The 22,983-nt window shown below is 69.5% G+C and carries 22 protein-coding genes and 3 tRNA genes; 15 read left to right on the top strand and 10 right to left on the bottom strand.

From position 1 onward, the window contains the following. Window positions 1–47: 47 nt before the first annotated feature. The 5 genes from ACH4SP_RS13645 to ACH4SP_RS13665 all read left to right on the top strand — a co-directional run bounded on the left by ACH4SP_RS13645 (window position 48) and on the right by ACH4SP_RS13665 (window position 3,768). On the top strand, window positions 48–707 hold the full coding sequence (locus tag ACH4SP_RS13645; protein ID WP_398414108.1) for a DUF3566 domain-containing protein: 660 nt from the start codon (window positions 48–50) through the stop codon (window positions 705–707). Between the two features lie 84 nt (window positions 708–791). Further along, window positions 792–865, top strand: a tRNA-Ile gene (locus ACH4SP_RS13650). A gap of 158 nt (window positions 866–1,023) precedes the next feature. Next, entirely contained in the window at window positions 1,024–1,158 is a 135-nt protein-coding gene (locus tag ACH4SP_RS13655; protein WP_003958712.1) for a DLW-39 family protein, read from the top strand. Window positions 1,159–1,753: 595 nt separating this feature from the next. Then, window positions 1,754–2,395: a hypothetical protein gene (locus ACH4SP_RS13660; protein WP_398414110.1), complete on the top strand. Its 642-nt coding sequence runs from the start codon at window positions 1,754–1,756 to the stop codon at window positions 2,393–2,395. Next, window positions 2,395–3,768: a hypothetical protein gene (locus tag ACH4SP_RS13665; RefSeq protein WP_398414112.1), complete on the top strand. Its 1,374-nt coding sequence runs from the start codon at window positions 2,395–2,397 to the stop codon at window positions 3,766–3,768. The genes ACH4SP_RS13660 and ACH4SP_RS13665 overlap by 1 nt, the downstream gene beginning before the upstream one ends. Window positions 3,769–3,867: 99 nt before the next feature. On the opposite strand, the gene ACH4SP_RS13670 is transcribed toward ACH4SP_RS13665, so the two are convergent. Together ACH4SP_RS13670 and ACH4SP_RS13675 are read right to left on the bottom strand one after the other, a co-directional pair. Further along, a complete protein-coding gene (locus tag ACH4SP_RS13670; protein ID WP_398414114.1) occupies window positions 3,868–5,367 on the bottom strand; it encodes a protein kinase in 1,500 nt (499 codons plus the stop codon). 58 nt (window positions 5,368–5,425) lie between these two features. Continuing rightward, the gene (locus tag ACH4SP_RS13675) at window positions 5,426–5,974 is read right to left on the bottom strand and encodes a DNA-binding protein (RefSeq protein WP_398414116.1); all 549 of its coding nucleotides are present in this window, start codon (window positions 5,972–5,974) and stop codon (window positions 5,426–5,428) included. Between the two features lie 160 nt (window positions 5,975–6,134). Here ACH4SP_RS13675 and ACH4SP_RS13680 point away from each other — a divergent pair. Further along, window positions 6,135–6,207: transfer RNA gene (locus ACH4SP_RS13680), tRNA-Ala, on the top strand. A gap of 74 nt (window positions 6,208–6,281) precedes the next feature. Here ACH4SP_RS13680 and ACH4SP_RS13685 read toward each other — a convergent pair. Further along, window positions 6,282–6,992, bottom strand: coding sequence for a DUF5324 family protein (locus ACH4SP_RS13685; protein ID WP_398414118.1), 711 nt, complete (start codon window positions 6,990–6,992; stop codon window positions 6,282–6,284). 310 nt (window positions 6,993–7,302) lie between these two features. Between ACH4SP_RS13685 and ACH4SP_RS13690 the strand changes: the two genes are divergently transcribed. Next, window positions 7,303–7,833, top strand: a complete 531-nt coding sequence (locus tag ACH4SP_RS13690) for a peptidylprolyl isomerase (RefSeq protein ID WP_398414120.1) — start codon at window positions 7,303–7,305, stop codon at window positions 7,831–7,833. Between the two features lie 19 nt (window positions 7,834–7,852). Further along, entirely contained in the window at window positions 7,853–8,767 is a 915-nt protein-coding gene (locus tag ACH4SP_RS13695; RefSeq protein WP_398414122.1) for a rhomboid family intramembrane serine protease, read from the top strand. 311 nt (window positions 8,768–9,078) lie between these two features. On the opposite strand, the gene crgA is transcribed toward ACH4SP_RS13695, so the two are convergent. Then, window positions 9,079–9,336: a cell division protein CrgA gene (gene crgA / locus ACH4SP_RS13700; protein ID WP_362413041.1), complete on the bottom strand. Its 258-nt coding sequence runs from the start codon at window positions 9,334–9,336 to the stop codon at window positions 9,079–9,081. 147 nt (window positions 9,337–9,483) lie between these two features. Here crgA and ACH4SP_RS13705 point away from each other — a divergent pair, with 147 nt between their 5' ends. The 6 genes from ACH4SP_RS13705 to ACH4SP_RS13730 all read left to right on the top strand — a co-directional run bounded on the left by ACH4SP_RS13705 (window position 9,484) and on the right by ACH4SP_RS13730 (window position 14,216). Beyond that, window positions 9,484–10,293, top strand: coding sequence for a DUF881 domain-containing protein (locus ACH4SP_RS13705; RefSeq protein ID WP_398414124.1), 810 nt, complete (start codon window positions 9,484–9,486; stop codon window positions 10,291–10,293). A 37-nt stretch (window positions 10,294–10,330) separates the two neighbouring features. After that, a complete protein-coding gene (locus tag ACH4SP_RS13710; RefSeq protein WP_398414125.1) occupies window positions 10,331–11,047 on the top strand; it encodes a class E sortase in 717 nt (238 codons plus the stop codon). 57 nt (window positions 11,048–11,104) lie between these two features. Continuing rightward, window positions 11,105–11,284, top strand: coding sequence for a hypothetical protein (locus ACH4SP_RS13715; RefSeq protein ID WP_398414127.1), 180 nt, complete (start codon window positions 11,105–11,107; stop codon window positions 11,282–11,284). Further along, entirely contained in the window at window positions 11,281–11,925 is a 645-nt protein-coding gene (locus tag ACH4SP_RS13720; RefSeq protein ID WP_398414129.1) for an aminodeoxychorismate/anthranilate synthase component II, read from the top strand. The genes ACH4SP_RS13715 and ACH4SP_RS13720 overlap by 4 nt, the downstream gene beginning before the upstream one ends. Beyond that, window positions 11,922–13,382 carry a class E sortase gene (locus ACH4SP_RS13725; RefSeq protein ID WP_398414131.1) on the top strand — a complete coding sequence of 487 codons (1,461 nt, stop codon included), beginning with the start codon at window positions 11,922–11,924 and terminating at the stop codon, window positions 13,380–13,382. The genes ACH4SP_RS13720 and ACH4SP_RS13725 overlap by 4 nt, the downstream gene beginning before the upstream one ends. Window positions 13,383–13,478: 96 nt before the next feature. Next, a complete protein-coding gene (locus tag ACH4SP_RS13730) occupies window positions 13,479–14,216 on the top strand; it encodes a class E sortase (RefSeq protein WP_398414132.1) in 738 nt (245 codons plus the stop codon). 129 nt (window positions 14,217–14,345) lie between these two features. Here ACH4SP_RS13730 and pknB read toward each other — a convergent pair whose 3' ends face one another. The 6 genes from pknB to ACH4SP_RS13760 form a co-directional block, all read right to left on the bottom strand. Next, window positions 14,346–16,355, bottom strand: a complete 2,010-nt coding sequence (pknB, locus tag ACH4SP_RS13735) for a Stk1 family PASTA domain-containing Ser/Thr kinase (protein WP_398414134.1) — start codon at window positions 16,353–16,355, stop codon at window positions 14,346–14,348. Between the two features lie 233 nt (window positions 16,356–16,588). Continuing rightward, on the bottom strand, window positions 16,589–18,049 hold the full coding sequence (locus ACH4SP_RS13740) for a peptidoglycan D,D-transpeptidase FtsI family protein (RefSeq protein ID WP_398414136.1): 1,461 nt from the start codon (window positions 18,047–18,049) through the stop codon (window positions 16,589–16,591). After that, complete coding sequence (locus ACH4SP_RS13745) at window positions 18,046–19,458, bottom strand: FtsW/RodA/SpoVE family cell cycle protein (RefSeq protein WP_398414138.1); 1,413 nt, start codon at window positions 19,456–19,458, stop codon at window positions 18,046–18,048. Before ACH4SP_RS13745 ends, ACH4SP_RS13740 begins: the two co-directional genes overlap by 4 nt. A 15-nt stretch (window positions 19,459–19,473) precedes the next feature. Then, window positions 19,474–20,982, bottom strand: a complete 1,509-nt coding sequence (locus ACH4SP_RS13750) for a Stp1/IreP family PP2C-type Ser/Thr phosphatase (protein WP_398414140.1) — start codon at window positions 20,980–20,982, stop codon at window positions 19,474–19,476. Between the two features lie 150 nt (window positions 20,983–21,132). Then, window positions 21,133–21,654 (bottom strand): FHA domain-containing protein, encoded by a 522-nt coding sequence (locus tag ACH4SP_RS13755; protein ID WP_398414142.1) that lies wholly within the window; start codon window positions 21,652–21,654, stop codon window positions 21,133–21,135. A 10-nt stretch (window positions 21,655–21,664) separates the two neighbouring features. Then, window positions 21,665–22,519, bottom strand: coding sequence for an FhaA domain-containing protein (locus ACH4SP_RS13760; protein ID WP_398414144.1), 855 nt, complete (start codon window positions 22,517–22,519; stop codon window positions 21,665–21,667). A 310-nt stretch (window positions 22,520–22,829) separates the two neighbouring features. Between ACH4SP_RS13760 and ACH4SP_RS13765 the strand changes: the two genes are divergently transcribed. Beyond that, window positions 22,830–22,912: transfer RNA gene (locus ACH4SP_RS13765), tRNA-Leu, on the top strand. Window positions 22,913–22,983 lie beyond the last annotated feature (71 nt).

Below are 22,983 nucleotides of genomic sequence, written 5' to 3' on the forward strand. Positions count from 1 at the left end.
GAGCACCCGGTGCCCGTGGCTCTGCCGCGGACTCCCAGGGGGGAACTGTGACGGACACCCGGGGGCCGCAGCCCCAGCAGAACTACGACGGGTACGCAGCCGGGCCGCTGCCCGGCGAGCGGGACCAGCCGGGCCAGGGGCCCGGGTCCCAGCCCTACCACCCGCCGCAGGCCTACCAGGCGGCTCAGGGCGCCCAGCAGGGCGGCGGTGCCACCCAGGGCGGCCAGCGCGGCCCTGCCGCCCAGGGACAGGGCGGCGGCGGTACGCAGGGCGGACAGACCGGGGCCGTGCGGCGGCCCCGTACCGGTGCGCGGACGACGCCTCGTACCCGCAAGGCACGGCTGCGGGTGGCGAAGGCCGACCCGTGGTCGGTGATGAAGGTCAGCTTCCTGCTGTCGATCGCGCTGGGCATCTGCACGGTGATCGCGGCGGCCGTGCTGTGGATGGTCATGGACGCCATGGGCGTCTTCGCGACCGTCGGCGGCACGATCAGTGAGGCGACCAGCTCGACGGCCGGCTCCGGCGAGAGCAGCGGTTTTGACCTCCAGTCGTTCCTGTCGCTGCCGCGGGTGCTGATCTTCACGTCGGTGATCGCGGTGATCGACGTGGTGCTGGCGACGGCGCTGGCGACGCTGGGCGCCTTCATCTACAACCTGTCGGCAGGTTTCGTGGGCGGTGTGGAGCTCACGCTCGCCGAGGACGAGTAGGACCTCGCGGCGGGGGGCGGAGAACCGATTTTGGCACTGCCCCCCACGTGCGCTAATCTTCAGAAGTCAGCGCGCGAGCGCGGCGGGGCTATAGCTCAGTTGGTTAGAGCGCATCCCTGATAAGGATGAGGCCACAGGTTCAAATCCTGTTAGCCCCACAGAAACCGGTTGGCCCGGACGAGGAAGTTCTCGTCCGGGCCAACCGCTTTTGTGCGTCCGGGAGTTGAACCCCCCGGTAGGTCACCGATCGGTATCGGCCGGTGTGTATAGTCGGCCGCCAAAGGTCTCCTACGTCAAGGAAAGACGAGGTCGCGCGGTGAAGAAGCTTCTCCTGGTCGCACTGGCCGCCATTGGCGGGCTCCTCGTGTACCGCCAGATCCAGGCGGATCGCGCCGAGCAGGATCTGTGGACGGAGGCGACTGACTCCGTGCCCGCAGGTTCGGGTGTGTGAGCTCCAGTAGTCAGAGTGCAGGGCCCCGGTCGCTGATGCGGCCGGGGTTCTTTGCTGTGTAAAGGGCTGTGTACGGGGGGTTTGGCGAGGCGCCTGTTGCGGGAACGTGATGCAACTTCCTTATGTTCGCCTGTGCAAATCACTAGCTTGCGAGAGCAAACTTGGTGGGATGGGGGGCTCGGGTGAGGGTGTGGACGGCAGTCGCTGCGGCCGCCGACGTTTCACGTGAAACATCCGGCGTCCACCGTGGTGGACGGGCTGCCGGACGGGTATCCGACCGGGCTGAGGGTGTACGAGGCGGACCGGCCAAGGGATGCGCGGACACCCGCCTCGTACGGCCCGTGCGGAGACTCGACCGGGAGGCGTTGAAGCGCGCCGTGAACGGCGTGCGGCCCCCAAGGGGCCACTCCCGTCGGGCTGTCCCTCCAGAAGGCCGCACAGGACCTTCCAAGGGCTTCTGGCGGGTCGACCGGGCAGCGCACCGCCCTGTTGATCTCCGCCGGCCAGTGACACCGCACCGGCCCTGACGCCAGGTCAGTACCTCGACACGATCGGGCCGGGCGGGACCCGCTGCGGCGCGACCGACCTGGACGCCGTGTCCACCGTGGACTTCTCGGCGACCGCGGTGCCGCAGCCGGGTGCCGCGGTGGACACCCTCGACGGGCTGAAGACCTGTATCGAGTACGACGAGAACAGCGCTTGCGGGAACAGCACCGAGCACTTCCTGCAGAACGAGGTCGCCACACCGCTGACCTCGGCCGTCGCCCGGGTACCCAGCCGGAGCGGCACCGGCTTCAACGACGCCCGGCAGATCGGCACCGGGGTGTGGCGCGACCGGATCCTGCTCTCGCAGACCCTCTGGTACAAGGTGCCGGCGGGCTGGGGACAACAGGTGCGCCACGACGTGGAGTTCGCCAACGAGCCCACGGTCGCGAGCCTGGGCACCGTGCCGGCCGCCTGGACCAACCGCTACGAGTCGCACCCCCGCACCGTCCCCGTGGACGAATGCTCAGGACCCCGGCACGACGCGCCTCTTGTGGAGGGGCGGGCCGATCGCGCATCGGACCCCTCCGGGGAATCGGTCACCCGGGCGGACAGCCCCGGGGCGGGCGGGGCAGGATGGTTCGGCACCGCGATCGCCGCGGTGGCGGGCGGGACGGTCGTGGTGGGCGCCGGGGCCGTGCTCCTCGCGACGCGGCGCCGGACGGCGGCGAACACGACAAGGAGTGGCTCGTGATGAGGCAGCGCAGCAGAGGCCGGGGGCTCCCGGGCCCCCGGGGCCTGGGCAGGACGCTCGCCGGGTTGGCGGCGCTGTGCGCGGTGGTGGCACTGCCGGGGCAGGCGCTGGCGGCGGACGGATACGCCCCGTACGCCTTCGACACGGCGGCCGAGCCGGTCAAGGGGGCCGCGAGCACGGCGGACGCACCGGCACTGACCGCCGGATCGACGTACAAGGACAGCATCGGGCCGAAGGGCAAGCTGTACTACCGGCTCGACCTCGACGCCAAGAGCAACGCGTACGTGTCCGCCGTCGCCGTGCCCAAGAACGGCTCCAAGGTCGGGATCGGCGACGACCTCAAGGTGTCGGTCCTCGACCGCAGCAGCAGTTCCTGCGACTCCGGCGACAGCGTGGGCTTCGGGTCGGCCGATTTCGCCCGGCCGATCAGCACCTACGCGGCGCGGACGATCGAGGAGGGCTCCAGCAGCTGCCAGGAGGCCGGTACGTACTACGTGCTCGTCGAGCGGTCCACGGCGGCCACCTCCGCGCCGGAGGACTGGGCCCTGGAGATCCGCTTCCAGTCCGAGCCAGGACTGAAGGCGGCAGGGCCGACCGCGGCACCCGAGATCTGGCCCAGCACCTCTCCCGCACCGCCCTCCGGCGGGCCGCAGAAGCGCCACGGCGGGACGGGCTTCAACGACGCCACCGGGCTGAGCACCGGCGAGTGGCGCGACGAGATCAGGCCCGGACAGTCGCTCTTCTACCGGGTGCCCGTCGACTGGGGACAGCAGGTCTTCTCCGACCTCGACCTGCACAGCGCAGCCGGGGCGAAGAGCGGATTCGTGGGCAGCGCCGTCTCCTTCGACCTGTACAACCCCGCACGCGGGTTCGTGCAGGACGCGAGCTCGATGTCGTACGACGGCAAGCAGAAGACGGCGGCGATGGATCCGCTGCCGCCCGTGGCGTACGAGAACCGCTTCAACTCCAGCAGCGGCGAAGGGGACATGCAGCTCGCGGGCTGGTACTACCTGCGGGTCACGCTGAGTCCGAAGGTCGGCACGACCTTCGGGGACAAGCCGTACGGGTTGACGCTGCGGGTCAGCGTGAAGGGCGACAAGAGGCAGGGGCCCGCCTACGCGGGGGCCGCCGGGGACTTCGGGGTCTCCGAGGACGACCGGGACGCGGCGGCCAGCGGGCAGAGCGGCCCGGAGGCCGCACAGAGCAGCACGATGCAGATCGTCGCGGCGGCCGGGATCGGTACGGGCACCGTGCTCGTCCTCGGACTCGGGGCGTGGACGCTGCTGGCGCGGCGCCGGACGGGTGCGGAGCCCGTACCTGCACCGGTACCCGCACCGCAGCAGGGGTACGGGCCGCCTCCGGCCTCCTGGTAGGAGGGGCCGACGGGGGCCCGGCCGGTCCGGTCCGTGCGGACCGGGCGGAGTCGGGTCAGGTCCGGATCAGGTCCGGATCAGAGCCGGACCAGGGCCGGATCAGGTCTGGGTCAGGGCCCAGATGCCCACGGCGAAGCAGATCAGCGCGAGCACCAGCACCGGGACCGTCACCTTCGGGGGCGGTCCCGGCCGCTTCTGCGCGGCCGGTGCCCAGACCGGGGCCTGCGGCGGAGCGGGTGTGTTCTGCGGGGGCAGGGAGGCGTACGGAACCGGTGCCGCAGGGGCGGGAACGCCGGGACCCTGCCCGGTGTACCGAGGGGTGGGCGGCATCTGGTGGTCGACCGCGGCGGTCGGTGCCTGGGACGGGCCGGGGGCCGGACCGGGGGCCGGACCGGGGAAGGGCGGAGCCGTGTGGGCGGGCATGCCGGAGGAGGACGCGGCAGGCGTCGGAGCCGACGCAGCCGACGCAGCCGGGGGCTGGGCCGGGAAGGAGTGGGGAGCGGCCTGGGCCTGCTGCGGGGGCGGAGCGAGGTGGAAGCTGCCGGTCTGCGACATGGCCGCCTGCTGCGGGGAAGGGGCTTGGCCGGGGTGGGGCGAATGAACGGACTGGGCCTGGCCGTTGTGGCCCTGGGCGGGGAGCGGGGAGGGCTCCTGAGCGGGGAGCGGGGCGGGATCCTGGGCGGGGCCCTGGTCCTGGGTCTGCCGGGGCGGGGCGGTCGGCTCCGGGCCGGAGGGGCCGAAGCCCGGCGGCAGCGGGCCGATCTGGTCGAAGACCTCGACCGGGTCCTCGTCCGGGGAGGCTTCGGGGATCATCTCGACGGCTGCGGTCAGCGCCTTGCGCGCCCCCGTGGCCGTACGGAACCTGGCCTGCGGGTCCGGCTGGAGCATTCCCGCGACGACCTGCCACAGGGGCTCAGGCACGCCCTCCGGGGCGGTGGGGGTCCCGTACGAGGCGAAGTGCTCGATGAGCGCCTTGGAGTCCGGCTTCTGCCCCTGGAGCAGATAGAGGGCGACCAGGCCGACCGCGAACAGGTCGGCGGGGAAGTCCGGTTCGGCGCCGAGCATCTGCTCGGGCGCGAAATAGCCGGGGGTGCCGACGACGTAGTCGGTCTCGGTCAGGCGGGGTTCGCCCTTGCGCATCGAGATGCCGAAGTCGGAGAGCCGCAGGTGCGGGCGGCCGGTGCCGGTCGCCTCCAGGAGGATGTTCGCGGGCTTGATGTCGCGGTGCACGACCCCCTCCGCGTGCACCGTGGCGAGCCCGGCGAGGAGCTGGTCCAGGAGGGTGCACACGAAGCGGGGCGGGAGCGGGCCGTAGTCCCCGATGAGGTGGGCGAGCGAGCCACCGCTCACCAGATCCATCGTGAACAGGACCTTGTCGTCGTCCGCCGCCCAGCTGGCAGGCGCCAGGACGTGCGGATGATCGATGCGCAGCGCCTGCTCGCGCACGAAGCGCAGCAGGGTGTGGGCATCGCTCTGCTGAAGCACCTTGGCCGCGACGTAGCGGCGCCTCCGGTGGTCCCAGGACCGCCAGACCGCGCCCATTCCGCCGCGCCCGATCGGGTCGATCAGCTCGTACCGGCCCGCGAATATCTCACCCATGTGCTGCGCCCGCTCCCGGTCCGCTTCGTGTTGCCGCCCGTGCCCCTGCCGGCGGCCGTCAGCTCTGATGTGCCTCGTAGTGCGCGACGGCCTCCGCGGTGCGCCCGGCGCCGTACACCCGGAGGAACTCTGCCAGTTCCGGGTGGTCCGCGGCGAGGGAGTCCGCCGCGTGGATGATGTCCCCGGCCCCCGCCACCGAGCGCAGCAGCGACTGGATCTCGCGCACCACGCGCCGGACCGTCGGCGCGCCCGAGCTCGCCGTCGTCTGGCTGGTGGCGTTGAGGACGGATCCGCCCTGGGACTTCTTGATCTCCTCCATGCGATCGGTGGCCTCCCCCGCGCTGACGCTTCCGTCGGCCACCTGGCCGGCCAGATCCTGCAGCGCCTGGACGCGCTGGACCACGGCCGGGTTGCCGATCTTGGCGCGCTGGCCGCTCATCAGCTGGGACAGCATGGGCGCGGACAGGCCCAGTACGGCGGCGAGCCGGGCCTGATTGAGCCCCAGATCGTCGATGAGCCGACGGAAGAGCGCCCCCAACGGCTCCCCGTACCAACTGCGCTGAAGCTCCCTGGCTCTTGCCGCGGCTTCCTGTTGTGCTGCGTCCATCTGCGTCTCCCCTTCGCTGCTGCGAACCTCGCGGAGCATCTTACGGAGAGTGGTCGCGGACGGGGAGTCCCAATCTGTTTGCGGAATTGCGGGGGTCACCCGCTATTCTGGTGTGCGTCGGTTCCCGCGTGCTGTCTGCCGGGTGCCGGTCACCCTTTTCGGGGCCTTAGCTCAGTTGGTAGAGCGCTGCCTTTGCAAGGCAGATGTCAGGAGTTCGAATCTCCTAGGCTCCACAGCAGAAGACCCCCTGACCTGCTTCTTCGCAGGTCAGGGGGTCTTCTTTCGGTTTCGGGCTCTCGACGGCCGGTCAGCGGTCCTTCGGGTCCGCCGCCTCGGCCTCGGCCTGCTTGGCCTGGACCTCGGGGTCGAGGACGTCCTGGTCGCTGCCGTCGACCGAGGTCAGCGGGGTGCGGTCGTGGACCTCGGTGGCGGCCGGGGGTTCGACCAGCCAGTCCGGGTTGGCCTGCTTGTCCCACCATTTCCAGGCGGCGAACGCACCGCCCGCCAGCAGACCCAGCACCGCCAGTCGCTTGGCGAGACGCCCCGAACGGGCCCGGCGCTCGTGCTTGCGGACCAGCTTCTGGACCTCCTTCGGGGAGACCTGGCCGCGCAGTGCGGCCAGGGCGGCCGTGCTGCGGGCCGCCGCCTCGTCCCGTACCGGCTGAGCTGCCGCGACCGCGTGCTCGACGCGCGGGACGGTGTAGTCCGCGGCCTGCCGGGCGGCCTTCCTCGTCACGAGCGCGGCCTTGTGGGCCGCCTCGTCCACCCGGGCCGGAACATGGGTGCGCGCCTGCTCGATATGGGGCGCGAGACGTGCCTCGTACTGGGCGCGGGCCTGTTCTGCCGCTTGGTGGGTGGCGTGCGAAACCCGGGGCGCGAGCCGAGTCCTGGCTTCGTGCGCGTAGTGCACGGCCGTGTCCTTGGCCGTGCCCGCGTAGGGCGCCACCACTTCGGCGGCGTGTCGCACGCTGTCCTTCGCCGCACCGGTCGCGCTGCGCACGCTGTCCTTACGGGTCACGGAAATCCTCCTCCTCGGTGGCGCTTCGTCGATGCGCCTTTCCACCCAAACCGAAATCATGCCCGGCACAGGTACGTGCGGCACGTGCGGAAGGGCATCCGGGTCATGAACGAAGATCATGGGGCAAATACGGTGCAAGGGGAACTGCGGACGACAATGCCACGCTTCACCGCTGATCGCCCCGGTTCCGTACGGACTCGTCCGAAGAAAGCCGGTCGTCGGGCAGGCAGGCCGGTACCCCGTGCGAGGATTTCGGCGCATGCCCGCCGGACCACTCGGCGGGCGCCAGGACCCAGTGGAAGGCAGGCCCGTGGCCGAGCAGCTTTACGCCACCCTCAGGACGAGCCGGGGCGACATCGAGATCCGGCTGCTGCCGAACCACGCTCCCAGAACGGTCCGCAACTTCGTCGAGCTCGCCCGGGGCGAGCGCGAGTGGACCAACCCGGAGACCGGGGAGAGGACCACGGACAAGCTGTACGACGGCACGGTCTTCCACCGCGTGATCAGCGGGTTCATGATCCAGGGCGGTGATCCGCTCGGGAACGGCATGGGTGGTCCGGGGTACGAGTTCGCCGACGAGTTCCACCCCGAACTCAGTTTCAACAAGCCGTATCTGCTGGCGATGGCCAATGCCGGGCCCGGTGGCACCAACGGGTCGCAGTTCTTCATCACCGTCGAGCCGACCGTGATGCTCAACCGCAAGCACACCATCTTCGGCGAGGTCGCCGACGAGGCCAGCAAGAAGGTCGTCGACGCCATCGCCCGCGCCGAACGCCACCCGCGCACCGAGCGCCCCGTCGAGGACATCGTTCTGGAAACAGTCGTCGTTTCGACGCGCTGACATCGTGACAATGGATGGCATGGACCAGCCGCCGAAGAGCCCGGACCCGCAGCCCGCCGACGCAGACGGATCGATTCCTCATTGCTACCGGCACACCGACCGGGAGACCGGGATCCGGTGCACCCGGTGCGAGAAGCCGATCTGTACCGACTGCATGGTCGACGCCTCCGTCGGCTTCCAGTGCCCCGACTGTGTACGGAACGGGTCGGGCACCGGGCACGCCCCCACCGCCAACCGGCCGAGGAACATCGCAGGCACCGCCGTCCGCAGCGGTGACCCGCGGCTCGTTACCAAGATCCTGCTGGGGCTGAACCTGGCGGTCTTCGCCCTCGTGCTCGTGCCCGGCACGGGGGACCGGATCGTCAGTGACTTCTTCCTGCTCGGAGCATGGCCGGCGCCGCCGGACTTCGTCTTCGAAGGCGTCGCGGCGGGTGAGTGGTACCGGCTGGTCACGTCGATGTTCCTGCATCAGGAGATCTGGCACATCGCCTTCAACATGCTGGGGCTCTGGTGGCTCGGCGGCCCGCTGGAGGCGGCGCTCGGACGGGCCAGGTTCACCGCCCTGTACGTCCTGTCAGGGCTCGCGGGCAGTGCGCTGACCTATGCGATCGCCGCACCGAACCAGCCCTCGCTCGGCGCCTCCGGAGCGATCTTCGGGCTGCTCGGCGCCACCGCCGTCCTGATGAAGCGCATGAACTACGACATGCGGCCCGTCATCGCCCTGCTCGTCATCAACCTGATCTTCACCTTCGCCGGCAGCAACATCGCCTGGGAGGCGCACATCGGCGGCCTCGTCGCGGGTGTGCTGCTCACGCTCGGGCTGATCGCGGCGCCGCGGGAGAAGCGGAACCTCGTGCAGTACGGGACCTTCGGCCTGGCCTTCGTCCTGGTCCTGGTGACGGTGCTGGTCAGAACGGCCACGCTCACCGTGTGACGGGGCGCAGGGACGGACCTCTGGTCCCGGCTCTCCCGGTCCTCCGGCCCCGGCCCCCGTGCGTTGTCCACAGCGCGTGGCGACAGCTGTGCATTCTGTGGGGAGACGGGGGAACAACTGAGCCCCTTGTCGCTGAGCTGGGTTTTCCCGGCCAGGACAAGGGGCGGCAGTGAGGTGCGGAGTGAGGATGCGATCACACTGGCGTCAACAGCGTGAGAGTTATCCACAGATCGTCGTAACTTTTCCTCAGGTGTGGATAACGCTGTGGACAGTTCTGGGCAGTGCTTGCGGGGCGGGCCCCGGAAGTGCCCCTACTTCCACTGCGTGGAGACACCGAAGCCGGCGGCGATGAAGCCGAAGCCGACCACGATGTTCCAGTTCTCCAGACTCTTGATCGGCAGATCGCCCTCGGTCACGTAGAACAGCACGATCCAGGCGAGACCGATGAGGAACAGCGCCAGCATCACCGGCGCCACCCAGCTGCGGCTCGTCAGCTTGATCGCGGTTGCCTGCTTCGCGGCGGGCGGAGGCGTGAAATCAGCCTTCTTGCGGATACGTGACTTCGGCACGAGGGACTCTCCTGTCGATGCGCTGCGTTACCGCGCAGGGAACTGTGGCGTGACGCCAAGGGGCAGGCGGGAGCCGTCAGGGGAAACACTGCCTCCCCCGGGCGTCCGTTAGCGTAGTGCTTCCGCGGCGTCGAAGGAGATAAGGGTATGAGCAATTCTGCCGACTCCCCGGACGAGTCCACGGAACGGGCCGCGGAACGGTCCACGGACCGGCCTGCCGCACGGCGTCCCGCGCTGCGCCCGGTGCGCCTGCTCACCGCAGGCGTCTTCGCCCTCGCCGGGCTCATCTTCGTCACGAGCTTCAACACCGCCAAGGGCACCAACATCCGCACCGACGACTCGCTGCTGAAGCTCTCCGACCTCACCCGGCAGCGCAGCGAGAAGAACAAGGCGCTGGAGAAGTCCACCGGCGCCGTCCGCAGCGACGTCGACGCCCTCGCCCGGCGCGACGACGGCAGCACCCGGGCGGAGGACGCCAAGCTCGGTGCGCTGGAGAAGGCCGCCGGAGCCGAGAAGCTCACGGGCCAGGCCCTCACCGTCACCCTCAACGACGCCCCGCCCGGAGCCACCGCCAACCCGGGCTACCCCAAGCCGCACCCCAACGACCTGGTCATCCACCAGCAGGACCTCCAGGCCGTCGTCAACGCCCTCTGGCAGGGCGGCGCCCAGGGCATCCAGATCATGGACCAGCGCCTCATCTCCACCAGCGCCGTCCGCTGCGTCGGCAACACCCTGATCCTCCAGGGCCGCGTCTACTCGCCGCCGTACACCGTCACCGCTGTAGGTGACCGCGGCAGCCTCAAGAGGGCGCTCACGGCCTCCCCCGCGCTGCAGAACTACCAGCTGTACGTGAAGGCGTACGGGCTCGGCTGGAAAGTCGACGAGCACGAGGCGATGACTCTGCCCGGCTACTCGGGCACAGTGGATCTCCACTACGCGAAGCCCGTGCAGCAGTAGCCGCAGCGGTCACGGGTGACGGGAAGGGGGCCACGCCGTGTCCGTGTCCGTTTCCTCGCGCCTGGTCGTCAGGACCTTCAGCGAGCTCTGCATCACCGTCGGCGCCGTCATCGTCCTGTTCGTCGTCTACGTGCTCTTCTGGACCGGTGTGCAGGCCGCCGGAGCCTCCGACGGGCAGATCGACGCCCTGCGGGACGAGTGGTCGCACCGGCCGGCCGCCACCGCGGCCACCCCCGCCCCCACGGGGTCCGCCGCACCGGCGCCGCCCGCCCCGCCCTCGTACCGCGAGGGGAAACCCTTCGCCGTCATGTACGTGCCCCGGTTCGGCAGGAAGTGGGACTGGCCCGTCCTGGAGGGCACCGGCAGCGGAACCCTGAAGAAGGGCCTCGGCCACTATGCGGGCACGGCGCGCCTCGGCGAGACGGGCAACTTCTCCGTCGCGGGACACCGCAGGACCTACGGCGATCCCTTCAAGGACTTCCCCGAACTGCGGCCGGGCGACGCGGTGGTGCTCAGCGACGGCACGACCTGGTTCACGTACCGCATCGACAGGCTGCCGTACCTGACCGTGCCGAGCGATGTCGGGGTCGTGGACCCGGTGCCGCGGAAGGCCGGGTTCGACGGGCCCGGACGCTATCTCACCCTCACCACCTGCGACCCCGAGTGGGGCAGCAGCCACCGGCTGGTCGCATGGGCACATCTTGATGCGACGCAGCCCGTGAGCAAGGGCAGGCCGGCGGCTTTGACCGGCTGACCCCACCTGCTTGCGGCCGCCCTTTAGTCTGGGTCACGACCGAACGGAAGGGGCAGCATGTACGGCTGGATCTGGCGGCATCTGCCGGGCAACGCATGGGTGCGGGCGTTCATCTCGCTCGTCCTGATCCTCGCGGTGGTGTACGTGCTCTTCCAGTACGTCTTCCCGTGGGCGGAGCCCCTGCTTCCGTTCGGTGACGTGACGGTTGACGGAGAGAACGGGACGAACGGCACATGAGCGCGCGCATTCTGGTCGTCGACAACTACGACAGCTTCGTCTTCAACCTCGTCCAGTACCTGTATCAACTGGGCGCCGAGTGCGAGGTGCTCCGCAACGACGAGGTCGAGCTGAGCCACGCCCAGGACGGTTTCGACGGCGTACTGCTGTCCCCCGGGCCCGGTGCGCCGGAGCAGGCGGGCGTCTGCATCGACATGGTCAGGCACTGCGCGGAGACCGGCATTCCGGTCTTCGGCGTGTGTCTGGGCATGCAGTCGATGGCGGTGGCGTACGGAGGCGTGGTCGACCGGGCCCCGGAACTGCTGCACGGCAAGACGTCGCCGGTGCTGCACGAGGGCGCCGGGGTCTTCGCCGGGCTGCCGTCGCCCTTCACGGCGACGCGCTACCACTCGCTCGCGGCCGCACCGGAGTCCGTTCCGGCCGAGCTGGAGGTGACCGCGCGGACCGCCGACGGGATCGTGATGGGGCTGCGCCACCGTGACCTTCCGGTCGAGGGCGTGCAGTTCCACCCGGAGTCGGTGCTGACCGAGTGGGGTCACCTGATGCTGGCCAACTGGCTCGTGCAGTGCGGCGACGCCCAGGCCGTGGAGCGGTCGGTGGGGTTGGCTCCGGTGGTGGGTGCAGGTAAGGCTGCCGCGTGACGGCGCTCCGTCCCGAACACGATGCCGCCGACGCGCCTTACGAGTACGAGTACGACCCGCAGCAGCAGGCGTACGGGGTGCAGCAGTACGGCGGACAGGGTGATTTCGGGGCGGACGCCCTCGGTGCGGCGGTGGACCGGCTCGCGGACCCGCTGAACGACCCGCTGCCGGGACAGGAGCAGCCGGGCCGGGTGCGGGAGCCGTACGACCCGTACGACCCGTATGCGGGGCAGCAGGGGGCCGTACAGCAGCCTCCCTACCAGGAGCAGCAGTACGGGCAGACGCCGTATCAGTATCCCCAGTACTCCCAGGCGCAGGCGCAGTACCCGGAGCAGCAGTACGAGCAGCCCCTTCAGCCTCAGCCCCTTCAGCCTCAGCCCCTTCAGCCTCAGCCCCTTCGGCCCGGTCCCCGGCCCGAGGAGTGGTACGACCCCGAGGGGTACCGGCGCGACTGGTACGGGCCGCAGCAGGAACAGGAACCACAGCAGGCACAGGCGCCGCAGCAGACCTACGTACAGCCCGGGCCGCAGACGTACGTACGGCCCGAGCCGTATACCTATGCGCCCGAACAGCCTGCGGACGACGAGACGTTCGCACTGCCGACGATCACGCAGACGCCGCGCCGGCGCCGAATAGTCGAGCCCGAGTCCGAGCCTCAGCCCCAGCCCGATTTCGATCCGGACCTCGGTCCCGGCCCCGCTTCCGCCCCCGGCCCCGAGCCCGGTGGTCGTGCCGGGCGCCGCCGGGGGGCCAGGGGCAGTGCGCCGGTGCGCAAGGACAGCACGGGGGTGGTCGTCAGCCGGTTCGTCGGGGAACTGTTCATCACCTTCGGTGTGGTGATGCTGCTGTTCGTGACGTACCAGCTGTGGTGGACCAACGTCCGGGCCGGGATGCAGGCCGACGGGGCCAGGCACAGCCTCCAGGACGGCTGGGCGAAGGGCGGCGCGAAGCCGAAGGCGGCCGGGGCGTTCGAGCCCGGGCAGGGCTTCGCGATCATGCACATCCCGAAGCTGGACGTGAAGGTTCCGGTGGCCGAGGGCATCGACAAGCACAAGGTGCTGGACCGGGGCATGGTCGGTCACTACGCGGACGGCAAGCTGAAGACGGCGATGCCGGCCGACAAGCAGGGGAACTTCGCGGTGGCGGGGCACCGCAACACGCACGGCGAGCCCTTTCGCTACGTCAACCGGCTGGTGAAGGGCGACAAGATCGTCGTCGAGACGCAGGACGCGTTCTACACGTACGAGATGACGTCGATGCTGCCGCAGACGTCGCCGGCAAATGTCTCGGTCATCCGGCCGGTGCCGCCGGGTTCCGGTTTCACCAAGCCCGGGCGGTACCTCACCCTGACGACGTGCACGCCCGAATTCACCAGCACGTACCGCCTGATTGTCTGGGGCAAGATGGTCGACGAGCGGCCCCGGAGCAAGGGCATGCCGGCGGCGCTCGACGGCTGAGAGCGGTCGGGAGAGCAGCCGAGAGCGGCTGAGGGCGGTTCGGTGACCGGCGGAGACCGGTCCGGGCCGGCGACCAGGACATGAGGGACGGGTGCGGTGGCAGCGAGGACCGAGCGGGACGAGCGGACGGAAGGGGACTCCGCGCCGCCGCGTCGGGTCTCGCGTGCGCGGGGGCGGATCGCGGGCGCGATCAGTGTCTTCGGTGAACTGCTGATCACCGCGGGGCTGGTGCTCGGCCTCTTCGTGGCGTACTCGCTGTGGTGGACGAACGTGCTGGCCGACCGTGAGGCGGGCCGGCAGGGCGACGACGTGCGGCACAACTGGGAGAGCAGTGCGCCCGGTGCCCTCGACACCAAGGACGGCATCGGCTTCCTGCACGTGCCCGCGATGAAGAACGGTGAGGTGCTCGTCAGGAAGGGCACCGAAACCAAGGGGCTCAACGCGGGTGTCGCGGGCTACTACACGGACCCGGTGAAGTCCGCCTTCCCGTGGGACAAGCAGGGCAACTTCTCGCTGGCCGCGCACCGGGACGGGCACGGGGCGAAGTTCCACAACATCGACAAGCTGAAGAACGGCGACTCGATCGTCTTCGAGACGAAGGACAACTGGTACGTCTACAAGGTGTACGCGGCCCTGCCGGAGACGTCGAAGTACAACGTGAAGGTGCTGGACCCGGTCCCGAAGGAGTCGGGCAGGACAGGACCCGGCCGCTACATCACGCTGACGACGTGCACGCCGGTCTACACGTCGAGGTACCGCTATGTGGTGTGGGGCGAGCTGGAGCGCACGGAGAAGGTGGACGCGAAGCGGACGCCGCCGGCGGAGCTGGGGTAGCAGTACGCGGGTTCCGGACGGCTTCGTGGGCTTCACACGGCCTCGTGAGTTCTGCGCGGTACGGCGAAGGGCCCCCGGCACGGTGTGTGCCGGGGGCCCTTTCGCGTTTCGCCGTGGCGGCGCGTGCGGCTAGTTGCCGAAGATCCCGCCGCCGTGGTCGCCTCCGCCGCCTCCGCCGATGGCGGTCACGGTCACCGCGGAGCCCTTGGCGACCATGGTGTTGCCGCCCGGGGTGACGGCCATGACCCTGGCGTCGTCCTTGTCGCTCCCGCCGGGACCGGGCTGGACGGTCAGGCCCAGGCCCTCCAGGATGCCCTTGGCCTCGCCGTAGGTCTTGCCCACGAGGTCGCCCGGGATCTGTACCTGCTCGCCGGGCGGCGGGGTCTCCTGCTGCTTGGGCTTGGCGACGATCAGGGTGATCGCGGTGCTGGGGAGAGCCTTGCCCTTGACGCTCTGGCTGATGACGGTGTTCGGCGTCTTCTCGGACTCCTGCTCGGCCTTGCTCACCGTCTCGAAGCCGAGGTTCTTGAGGGTCTGCTCGGCGGCCTCGTACGTCTGACCGGTCAGGTCAGGAACGGTCAGCTGCTTCTTCTTGGCGATGGTGATGGTGACGTCGGAGCCCTTCTCCGCGGACTCACCGCCCTTGGGGGACTGCCTGATGACCGTGCCCTCGGCCTGCTCGGACGACTCCTCCTGCTCGACCTTGGGGACGAAGCCGTCGCTGCGCAGGCGCTTGGAGGCCCGCTCCTGGCTCTGCTCCACGACGTCGGGGATCTTGACCTTGGGGGCGCCGGTCGAGACGACGACGTCGATGGTGTCGCCCTTGTTGATCGTGCCGTCGGCGGGCGTCTGGGAGCAGACGTTGCCCTTTTCCTGGTTCTCGCAGGGCGCGTCGGTGCGCTTGAGCAACAGGTCGACCCTCTTGGCCGACTGTTGCGCGTCGGCGAACTTCTGCCCGACGAGCTTGGGCACGTCCATGGCCTGGGGCTTCTTTTCGCCGTTGAACAGCGAGTTGCCGATGAGGACGGCGCCGACGAGGACCAGGATGCCCGCGACGACCAGCAGGATCGTCGAGGTGTTGCTCTTCTTGGGCTGCTGGCGGCGACGGCCCGCCGGCTCGTCGTAGCCGCCGTTCCCGTTGCCGTAGCCGTCTCCGCCGTTGCCGACGGGCGGCATCATCGCCGTCTGGCCGCCGCCCTGACCGGCCTGGTGCAGGGCGGTGGTGGGCTGGTCGTTGCCGCCGTACCCGTCGTAGCCGCCGTACCCGACCGCGCCGAGGGCGGCGGTCGCGGCCACGGGGCGGCCGTCGAGGCAGGCCTCGATGTCGGCACGCATCTCGTCGGCCGACTGGTAGCGGTAGTCGGGGTCCTTGACCAGGGCCTTCAGGACGATGGCGTCCATCTCGGGCGTGATCTCGGGGTCGAAGTTCGACGGGGCCTGCGGCTCTTCCCGTACGTGCTGATAGGCGACCGCGACCGGTGAGTCCCCGATGAAGGGGGGACGTACCGTCAGCAGCTCGTAGAGCAGGCAGCCGGTGGAGTAGAGGTCGGACCGTGCGTCGACCTGCTCGCCCTTGGCCTGCTCCGGGGAGAGGTACTGGGCGGTGCCGATGACGGCGGCGGTCTGGGTCATCGTCATGCCGGAGTCGCCCATGGCGCGGGCGATGCCGAAGTCCATGACCTTGACCTGGCCGGTGCGCGTCAGCATGACGTTGGCCGGCTTGATGTCACGGTGGACGATCTGGGCGCGGTGCGAGTACTCCAGGGCCTGGAGGATGCCCACGGTCATCTCCAGGGTGCGCTCGGGGAGCAGCTTGCGCCCGGAGTGCAGGAGTTCGCGCAGGGTCGACCCGTCGACGTACTCCATCACGATGTACGGGATGGAGACGTTGTCGACGTAGTCCTCGCCGGTGTCGTAGACGGCGACGATCGCCGGGTGGTTGAGCGACGCGGCGGACTGGGCCTCACGGCGGAACCGGGCCTGGAAGGACGGATCGCGGGCGAGGTCCACCCGGAGCGTCTTCACAGCGACGGTGCGGCCGAGCCGGGTGTCCTGGGCGATGTAGACCTCGGCCATGCCACCACGGCCGAGCACCGAGCCCAGCTCGTACCGGCCGCCGAGGCGACGCGGCTCTTCCATAGCTAATCCAGCCCTCTCCGTCTGTCCCGACCGCACCCGTGCGTGGTCCGGCGGTGTGCTGTTCGCGCATACGGTACCGGGCGGTCCGCACCCGTTCGGCCCGAGACCGTCACCTGATACCTGACCGGTACGTCAACGTGCGCGAATGGGACGGGGTGGTGACCGGGGTCACTCCGGACCCCGGTCGCGGGTGGGGATGTTTCACGTGAAACATCCCCGTCCCCCGGTCCGGCCTACTTCGCGCGGTCGAGTACTGCCTGCATGACGTTCTTGGCGATGGGGGCGGCGAGACCGCCTCCGGAGATGTCACCGCGGGCCGCTTCGCTGTCTTCGACGACCACGGCGACGGCGACCGGGGATCCCTTGTCGGTCTTGGCGTAGGAGATGAACCAGGCGTACGGGTCGCCCTCGTTGTTCACGCCGTGCTGGGCGGTGCCGGTCTTGCCGCCGACGGTGACGCCGTCGATCTGGGCCCTCTTGCCGGTGCCGTCCTTGACGACCGTCTCCATCATCTGCTGGACCTTCTGCGCGTTGTCCGCAGAGAGCGGCTGGCTCATCTCGACCGGGTCGGTCTGCTTGATGACGTCCAGGTTGGGGTCGGTCAGCTTGTCGACCATGTACGGGGTCATCAGCTTGCCGTCGTTGGCGATGGCGGCGGTCACCATGGCCATCTGGAGGGGGGTGGTGGCGGTGTCGAACTGGCCGATGGAGGAGAGCGCGGTCTGCGAGGGGTTCAGCTTCTTGGGCCACACGCTCGCGTTGGAGCGGACCGGGGTGAACTGCTCACTGTTGAAGCCGAACTTCTCGGCCGTCTCCCGCATCTTGTCCGCGCCGACATCGGAGCCGAGCTTGCCGAAGACCGTGTTGCAGGACCACTGCAGCGCGACCCGCAGAGTGGCGTCCTTGCAGGGGATGTCGCCCTCGTTCGGCAGGGGGGTCGTGGTGCCGGGCATGATCCACGGCAGCGGCGTGTCGGTCTTGTCGTCGATGTTCGTGACCTTGCCGTGCTCCAGTGCCGCGGCTGCCGTCACGACCTTGAAGGTCGAACCCGGCGGGTAGGTCTGGCGCAGTGCCCGGTTGAGCGAGATGTCGTCCGGGTTGACCTTCTTGTCGAGCTTCTTCCACTCCTCGCCGTCCGCCATGCCGGCGATCTTGGACGGGTCGTACGAGGGGGTGCTCGCCAGCGCGAGGATCTTGCCGGTCTTCGGGTCGAGGGCGGCGACGGCGCCCTTCTTGCCCATCAGGCCCTTGTAGGCGGCGCGCTGCGCGTCGCCGTTGAGGGTGGTGACGACGCTGCCGCCCTTCTTCTCCTCGCCCGAGAACAGGGAGAGCGTCCGGTCGAAGAAGAGACGGTCGTCGGTGCCGGTGAGGATGCCGTCGTTGAGCTTCTCCAGCTGGGTGGCGCCGTAGACCTGCGAGGCGAAGCCGGTGACGGGGGCCCACATGGGGCCGTCCTTGTACGTGCGCTTGTACTTGAGGTCGCCGTTCTTGGCCTCGACGGAGCCGGTGATGGCCTTGCCGTCGACGACGATGTCGCCGCGCGGGTGGGCGTAGCGCTCGACGAGGACGCGGCGGTTGTCCGTGTGGCTCTTGAGCTTGTCGCCCTGGACGTACTGGACCCAGTTGACCCGTACGAGCAGTGCGAGGACCAGGATTCCGCAGAAGATGGCAACCCGGCGCAGGGGCTTGTTCACGGTCGGACCACCTGGGTCATCTCGGCGTCGGGGGACGGTGCGGGGGCGGGGGCGGGGCGCCGCGCGGTGTCGCTGATGCGCAGCAGGATGGCCACCAGCGCCCAGTTGGCGATCACGGAGGAACCGCCCTGCGCGATGAACGGCATGGTCATGCCGGTCAGCGGGATGAGGCCGGTGACGCCGCCCGCGACGACGAAGACCTGGAGGGCGAAGGCGCCGGAGAGCCCGATGGCGAGGAGCTTGCCGAAGGGGTCGCGCGCCGCCAGCGCCGTACGGATGCCGCGCTCGATGAGCAGGCCGTACAGCAGGATGAGCGCCATCAGGCCGGTCAGGCCCAGTTCCTCGCCGATGGTGGCGAGGATGTAGTCGCTCTTGGGGGCGATGCCGCCGATGAAGCGGGAGTACCCCTGGCCGAGTCCGGAGCCGAACAGGCCGCCGGACCCGAAGGAGAACATCGACTGGGCGGTCTCGGTGACCAGGCCGCATTCGCCCTGTACGCACTTCGTGGCCAGCGGGTTCAGCCAGTCGTTGACGCGGGACTGGACGTGCGTCGCGAAGGTGGCGACGCCGACCGCGCCCGCGGCGCTGAGGGTGAGACCGAAGACGACCCAGCTGGTGCGCTCGGTGGCGACGTACAGCATGATCACGAAGAGGCCGAAGAAGAGCAGCGAGGTGCCCAGGTCGGTCTCGAAGATCAGGATCATCAGGCTGAGCGCCCAGATCGCGAGGATCGGGCCGAGGTCGCGGCCGCGCGGCAGGTACATCCCCATGAAGCGGCGGCTGGCCAGGGCGAGCGCGTCCCGTTTCACCATGAGATAGCCCGCGAAGAAGATCGCGATGATGATCTTGGCGAACTCGCCGGGCTGCAGCGAGCCGAGGCCGGGGATGGTGATCCAGATCTTCGCGCCGTTCACGCCGGGGAAGAACATCGGCAGGATCAGCAGCACGAGGGCCACGACCATCGAGATGTACGTGTACCGCTGGAGGACCCGGTGGTCCTTGAGGAGCAGCAGAACGCCCAGGAAGAGCGCGACGCCGACGGTCGACCACATCAGCTGCTTGGCCGCCATCGGCCCGCCGAGCGCGGCGGTGGTGATCGACGGCTCCTGGTCGAGCCGCCAGATGATCACCAGCCCGAGTCCGTTGAGCAGGGTCGCGATGGGCAGCATCAGCGGGTCCGCGTACGGGGCGAACTTGCGCATCATGAGGTGCGTGATGCCGGCGAGGAGGCTGAGCCCCACTCCGTATCCGAGCATGCCCGCGGGCAGGGTGCCTTCCTTGGCGAGCCCCACGTTGGCGTACGCGAAGACCGGGATGGCGACGGCGAACGCGAGCATGACCAGCTCGGTGTTGCGCCTGCTGGGTGCTTCGATCGCGCCGATGGTGGTCGTGTTGGTGACAACGCTCATGGTGGTGTGGGCCCCCTACGGTGTGGCCGGCTTACCGCACTGCGAGGCCAGTTCCTGCTCTTCCTCGGAGAGGGTGGGGCCGGGAGCGGGGGCGCTCGGAGTGGGTGTGGCTGCGTTCGGCGGCGTCTTGGCGCCGTTCTTGGCGCCCGGCGTCTTGCCGGGGTCGGGCTGGGCCGGCGGCTTCGGCGGCGGAGCGGTGCGCTGCTCGGACTTCTTCTTGCAGGCGGACGCCTGGAGCGCGAGCTTCTCGATCTTCTCGCGCGCCTGGGCGAGGTCGCCGGCCGGCAGCGTGTTCTTGACCTCCTTGGACTGGAAGTCCGGGAGGTACTTGAGTTCGATCTCGGGGTGGTCCTTCTCGATCTTCGAGAGAGAGACCCACGGAAGGTCCTGGTCGACGCCCCGGTAGAGCGCGACGTGCTCGCTGCTGGCACCGACGTAGTACTGGGTCTGGGTCCAGCGGTAGCCGCCGTACAGACCGCCTCCGACGACGGCGAGCGCCAGCGCGAGGTACAGCGATCTCTTCAGCCACTTGCGGCCCGGGGACTTCACGAAGTCCTCGCCGTTGTACATGTCGAAGGTGTCGTCGGGGAGGCTTCCGCCGTACCCGCCGCCGCTGCCCGCGGGACCGAAGCTGCCCGAGGGCGGCTGCGGCCGGGGGGACGGCGTGGGGCGGCCGAGGCCGGCCGCCCGGCCGGCTGGGGTCTGCATGGCGCCGCTGTCGTGGAGCTGGATCTGGTTCTCGGCGACGGCGCCGACGATGACCGGGGTGTCGTTGAGCTGCCCGGCCAGGGTGTCGTTGCCGTCGACGTCCAGGACGTCGGCGACGATGCAGGTGATGTTGTCGGGGCCGCCGCCGCGCAGTGCCAGCTCGATGAGGTGCTGGACGGTCTCCTGCGGGCCCTGGTAGCTGGCGAGCGTCTCCTCCATCGTCTGGTGGGAGACGACGCCGGACAGGCCGTCGGAGCAGATCAGATAGCGGTCGCCGGCCCGCACCTCACGGATGGAGAGGTCGGGTTCGACGTGGTCGCCGCTGCCCAGCGCGCGCATCAGCAGGGAGCGCTGCGGGTGGGTGGTGGCCTCTTCCTCGGTGATGCGGCCCTCGTCGACGAGGCGCTGCACCCAGGTGTGGTCCTGCGTGATCTGGGTGAGGACGCCGTCGCGCAGCAGGTACGCGCGAGAGTCCCCGACGTGTACGAGGCCGAGGCGCTGGCCGGTCCACAGCAGGGCGGTGAGCGTGGTGCCCATGCCCTCCAGCTGGGAGTCCTCCTCGACCATCATGCGCAGCTGGTCGTTGGCCCGCTGCACGGCGGTGCCCAGGGAGGTCAGGATGTCCGACCCGGGCACGTCGTCGTCGAGCTGGACCAGCGTGGAGATCACCTCGGAGGAGGCGACCTCGCCGGCGGCCTGACCGCCCATGCCGTCGGCGATCGCCAGAAGACGGGGACCGGCGTAGCCGGAGTCCTCGTTCCCCTCGCGGATCATGCCCTTGTGCGATCCGGCGGCGAAGCGCAGGGACAGACTCATACGCACCTCGCCCGTCGGCTCCGGGTACACCGGGTTTCGAGCCACACTGCCCACCCTCCGGTCGGGAGCGCGCTCGGGCCCGTGGCCAGGGCGCTGGGGCCCTGTGCCGGGGCCGCTGCGGCTCGCTCGCTCCGCTCGCTCATTGTCGTACTACTTCCGCAGCTCGATGACGGTCTTGCCGATGCGGATCGGTGCGCCCAGCGGAATCGGTTGCGGCGTGGTGAGCCGGTTCCGGTCGAGATAGGTGCCGTTGGTGGATCCCAGGTCCTCGACGATCCAGTTGCCGTCGCGGTCCGGGTAGATCCTGGCATGCCTGCTGGACGCGTAGTCGTCGTCCAGCACGATCGTCGAATCGTGCGCGCGGCCCAGCGTGATGGTCTGCCCCTGGAGCGCCACCGTGGTTCCGGTGAGGCTGCCTTCAGAGACGACCAGCTTGGTCGGGGCGCCGCGGCGCTGGCGTTGCTGCTGCGGCGGGGGTGCGGCCTGTTGGCGCCCCCCGCCGGTGTTCTGCTGCTGGGTACGCGTGTCGGACGCATTGCCGCGGCGTGAGCCGCGTTGCGTGACGCGCGTACCGAACAGGTCGCTGCGGATGACCTGGACGGCCACAATTACGAATAGCCACAGGACAGCTAGGAAACCTAGCCGCATGACCGTCAGGGTCAGCTCTGACATTGCCCCCGCTTCACCCTTCGGCTTGCCGGTAAACGATGGTGGTGCTGCCCACGACGATCCGCGAGCCGTCGCGGAGCGTAGCGCGGGTGGTGTGCTGGCCGTCCACCACGATGCCGTTGGTGGACCCGAGGTCCTGGATCGTCGCAGGCGTGCCCGTGCGGATCTCGCAGTGCCGGCGGGAGACGCCGGGGTCGTCGATCCGTACGTCGGCCTCTGTGCTGCGGCCCATCACGAGGGTGGGCCGGGAAATCTGGTGCCGGGTGCCGTTGATCTCGATCCAGCGCCGGATCTGGGCGCCGGGCATGGGGCCCGGGCCTGCTCCGGGCGTGCGCCGGTCGGCGCCCGGGCCGGGGCGGGCCGGGCCGCCGGGCGGGGCCTGCGGCATGGGCGGTGCGCCGCCGGAGGCCGGGGGCGGGTAGCCGTATCCGCCGCCGCGGGGGGCGGAGGGGGCTGCGGGGCCCGGGTCGGAGGGGGCTGCGACCTGCGAGGTGCTCGAAGCGAGCGTGCGGCTGCGTACCCGGTAGAGACCCGTGTCGAGGTCGTCCGCCTTCTCCAGGTGGACCTTGATGGGGCCCATGAAGGTGTAGCGCTGCTGCTTCGCGTAGTCGCGGACCAGGCCGGACAGCTCGTCGCCCAGCTGACCGGAGTACGGGCTCAGGCGCTCGTAGTCCGGGGTGCTGAGCTCGACGATGAAGTCGTTGGGGACGACGGTCCGCTCGCGGTTCCAGATCGTTGCGTTGTTGTCGCACTCGCGCTGGAGGGCGCCGGCGATCTCGACGGGCTGGACCTCTGACTTGAAGACCTTGGCGAAGGTGCCGTTCACCATGCCTTCGAGCTTTTGTTCGAAACGCTTCAGGACTCCCATGGGGCACCTCCTCCGTCGTTGTCGTCCTGGTACTGCTTACTGATCGTATCCACGCGCCGGGAAAACGGCTGGTTCCCCTTGTCCGCCCAGTCGATGAGTGTCACCCCTCACAAGGGATCGTAGAGGTGGCTTGCTGACAGTGTCCCGCACGCGTGCTTCTCCCTGGAGGAGTGGGTGCCCGAGGACGGCGTTCCACTGGCGGGTCCCCGGAAACTATGCGTGTGAATCCACCCCGACCACCGTGCTAATCTTCTTCTTGTCGCCAGCCAGTCGCACAAACCAGTGCGGGGAATCGAACGACATCACTCATGCGCGAGTGGCGGAACGGCAGACGCGCTGGCTTCAGGTGCCAGTGTCCTTAGGGACGTGGGGGTTCAAATCCCCCCTCGCGCACTTTGAGATTCGGGTCTCACCGTGAAAACGGTGGGGCCCGTTTCTGTATGTCCGTTTACTGGTCCTGCTCT

It is taken from the genome of Streptomyces sp. NPDC021093, assembly GCF_044333135.1.
In the GTDB taxonomy this organism is placed as follows: Bacteria; Actinomycetota; Actinomycetes; order Streptomycetales; family Streptomycetaceae; genus Streptomyces.

Bases quoted from the DNA above. Each gene is read 5' to 3' on its own strand.
- ACH4SP_RS13665 (WP_398414112.1), top strand. From the start codon at position 2,395: ATGAGGCAGCGCAGCAGAGGCCGGGGGCTCCCGGGCCCCCGGGGCCTG.
- ACH4SP_RS13670 (WP_398414114.1), bottom strand. From the start codon at position 5,367: ATGGGTGAGATATTCGCGGGCCGGTACGAGCTGATCGACCCGATCGGG.
- ACH4SP_RS13675 (WP_398414116.1), bottom strand. From the start codon at position 5,974: ATGGACGCAGCACAACAGGAAGCCGCGGCAAGAGCCAGGGAGCTTCAG.
- ACH4SP_RS13695 (WP_398414122.1), top strand. From the start codon at position 7,853: ATGGACCAGCCGCCGAAGAGCCCGGACCCGCAGCCCGCCGACGCAGAC.
- ACH4SP_RS13705 (WP_398414124.1), top strand. From the start codon at position 9,484: ATGAGCAATTCTGCCGACTCCCCGGACGAGTCCACGGAACGGGCCGCG.
- ACH4SP_RS13715 (WP_398414127.1), top strand. From the start codon at position 11,105: ATGTACGGCTGGATCTGGCGGCATCTGCCGGGCAACGCATGGGTGCGG.
- ACH4SP_RS13720 (WP_398414129.1), top strand. From the start codon at position 11,281: ATGAGCGCGCGCATTCTGGTCGTCGACAACTACGACAGCTTCGTCTTC.
- pknB (WP_398414134.1), bottom strand. From the start codon at position 16,355: ATGGAAGAGCCGCGTCGCCTCGGCGGCCGGTACGAGCTGGGCTCGGTG.
- ACH4SP_RS13745 (WP_398414138.1), bottom strand. From the start codon at position 19,458: ATGAGCGTTGTCACCAACACGACCACCATCGGCGCGATCGAAGCACCC.
- ACH4SP_RS13750 (WP_398414140.1), bottom strand. From the start codon at position 20,982: ATGAGTCTGTCCCTGCGCTTCGCCGCCGGATCGCACAAGGGCATGATC.
- ACH4SP_RS13755 (WP_398414142.1), bottom strand. From the start codon at position 21,654: ATGTCAGAGCTGACCCTGACGGTCATGCGGCTAGGTTTCCTAGCTGTC.
- ACH4SP_RS13760 (WP_398414144.1), bottom strand. From the start codon at position 22,519: ATGGGAGTCCTGAAGCGTTTCGAACAAAAGCTCGAAGGCATGGTGAAC.